The sequence below is a fragment of the Pinirhizobacter sp. genome (genome assembly GCF_035317885.1).
Lineage (GTDB): Bacteria > Pseudomonadota > Gammaproteobacteria > Xanthomonadales > Rhodanobacteraceae > Pinirhizobacter.
On sequence record NZ_DATHFX010000046.1, the window covers coordinates 1 to 2,279 of the forward strand.

Sequence of the window (2,279 nt, forward strand, 5' to 3'; positions counted from 1 at the left end):
CCAGCGCATGGTCACCAGGTCACCGAACCACTGGTGGGCCATCTCGTGTGCGGCGATGCCGAACACGCCCTGGCGGTCACGCTGGGTGGAAATGCTCGGATCGAGCAGCAGCGCGTATTCGAAGGTATAGATCGCACCCCAGTTTTCCATCGCGCCGAAGAACTGGCTGCTGCCGGGCGAACCGATGTTGTCGAGCTTGGGCAGCGGGTAAGGCACGCCAAAGTAATCGTTGTACTCGGCAAGCACCGCCTTGGACGATTCCAGCGCGAACTGTGCCTGTGCCACGTGGCCCTTCTGCACTACCACGCCGATTTCGGTGTCGCCGCTCATGGTGGTGGCGCGGTCGAAATCCCCCAGGCCAAAGAACAGCAGGTAGGTGGACATCTTCGGCGAGGTCTTGAACACCACGTGGGTGAGGCCGTTGCCCAGGTCCTTCGAGCTTGCCGCCGGCATGTTGTTCACCGTCATCAGGCCCGTGGGCACGGTGACGTCCAGGTCGAACGTCGCCTTGTAGGACGGTTCGTCCCACGAGGGGATGAAGCGCCGCGCGTCGGAATTCTCGAACTGGGTATATAGCGCGCGCTTCTTGCCGGCCTTGGTGTCGTAGTCGATGGCAAACAGGCCGTTGGCCTGCGTGCCGATCTTTCCGGCATAGGTCGTCGACAGCGTGTACGCGCCAGCGGGCACCGGTTTATCGAAGGTGAAGGTAGCCGTCTGCGCCTTGTCGTCCACACTTACCTTCGCTGTCCACGGCTTGCCGCCCCGGGGGGTGAGCGTGGCGCTGGCGAAGGTCATGTCGATCGCATTGAGCGTGATCGTGCGGGTGGGTTCGAGCACGTCGATGTCCACTGCCACCTTGCCGTCGAAAGCGAGCTTGTCGGCATGCGGGGTGATGGATACGGCGTAGTGGCTCGGCCGAACGTTGCGTGGCAGCTGCGTCGTGCCGGTGACGGCCTGGACGCTGGGAGCCGCGGCATCCGCGGCCAGCACGACAGGACTGGCCACGACGCCGGCCAGGGCCAGGGCGATGGCGGAAACGATAAGACGACGCATGGAATTCCTTGGATGGGGAAAGGCTTAACTGTGGCCGCGGACGGACTGCCGGATAGTGCGCTGTCACCTCGGCCCGCAGACACGGCCGGAAGTCATGCCCTAACCGCCTTGACGAAGCGGCGGCGCCTGCGTAGCGTGGCGGCCGGAAGTAGCAGGGGTTGTCCATGCTTTGCCAGTCTTGCGGCGCCGACGTATCCTCATCGGCCCGGGTTTGTCCCGCCTGCCATATGCCGGTTTCGATGGCGGACGTGCCGCCACTTCCCGTGGGCCGTGGCGTCGAACCTCCGCCGTTGCCCCAGGCGCCGCCCTTCGTTTTCCATCCCAAGCGCGATGTCGGCCCGGCCTGGACGCTGGCAGCCGCCAGCCTGCTGCTGGTCGCGGGCCTGGCCCTGGGGCACTTTGCCTGGAAAGGGCACATTGCTGCAGCCATCGGCATCGCCGTGGCGCCGTCGATGCTGGGCGCGCTCATCGGCGGACTGGCAGCCGTGGCGGTGAAGGCCCGTTTTCGCGTGGCCTGGCTGGTTGCCTGGACCGTGCTGCTGGCGCTTTGCGCGCTGGGCTGCCTGGGCGGAGCCGGCTTCCCGCCACCTGCCACCGCCATGGCACGAGACCTGCTGTAGGCCTCGCGCAGCGGGCGGGTGCGGAATACCAGCACCGGTTCGGACATGCGCCTGCGGGTGGAAGCGGAGTCGATTACGCCTGAGGAAGGCAACGAGCTGGTCGCGCTGCTGCGTTGCTGACTTTCATCGCGCCATTACACTGGCGCACATGACCATGGGCCTTCGAAGTCGATGACGGGCGCCTACCGCGCAGGCATGGAGTTGCTGGCGGCGTCGCTCGTTGCCGCCATCGTCTTCGTCTCCGGTGCCTGGGGCGCCATGGCGCTGTGGTACCACGGTCCGAGGCTGGTGCTGGGCGCCTACCTGGCAGCTGCCGTGGCGTGCGCCGCTGCCATCGTCCTTTTCGGCAGCGCATGGCCCCTGCTCGCCTGGGGGCTGGTGCTCATCTCGCTGCTGGCCTGGTGGTGGCGCATTGCCCCGTCGAACGACCGCGACTGGGCCGACGACGTCGCCCGCACGCTCACTGGCCGCATCGATGGCGACATGGCGCAGCTTGCCAATGTTCGCGACTTCCGCTGGACTTCGGAAGATACCTATCAAGTGCGCTGGGCCAATCCGTCCTACGACCTGTCGCACCTGCGACGCGCGGACGCCATTGTTTCCTAT

Annotated in this window: 2 protein-coding genes and 1 pseudogene; 2 read left to right on the plus strand and 1 reads right to left on the minus strand. The window is 66.0% G+C overall.

Features of this window, described 5'->3' with window-relative positions; genetic code table 11:
- On the minus strand, positions 1-1,053 hold a 1,053-nt coding region (locus VK519_RS01395; RefSeq protein WP_324346944.1), incomplete at its 3' end, for a M1 family metallopeptidase.
- 248 nt (positions 1,054-1,301) lie between these two features.
- Between VK519_RS01395 and VK519_RS01400 the strand changes: the two genes are divergently transcribed.
- The gene (locus VK519_RS01400) at positions 1,302-1,673 is read left to right on the plus strand and encodes a hypothetical protein (RefSeq protein ID WP_324346946.1); all 372 of its coding nucleotides are present in this window, start codon (positions 1,302-1,304) and stop codon (positions 1,671-1,673) included.
- 171 nt (positions 1,674-1,844) lie between these two features.
- Positions 1,845-2,279, plus strand: a pseudogene (locus tag VK519_RS01405) (Lnb N-terminal periplasmic domain-containing protein); the annotation flags it as partial.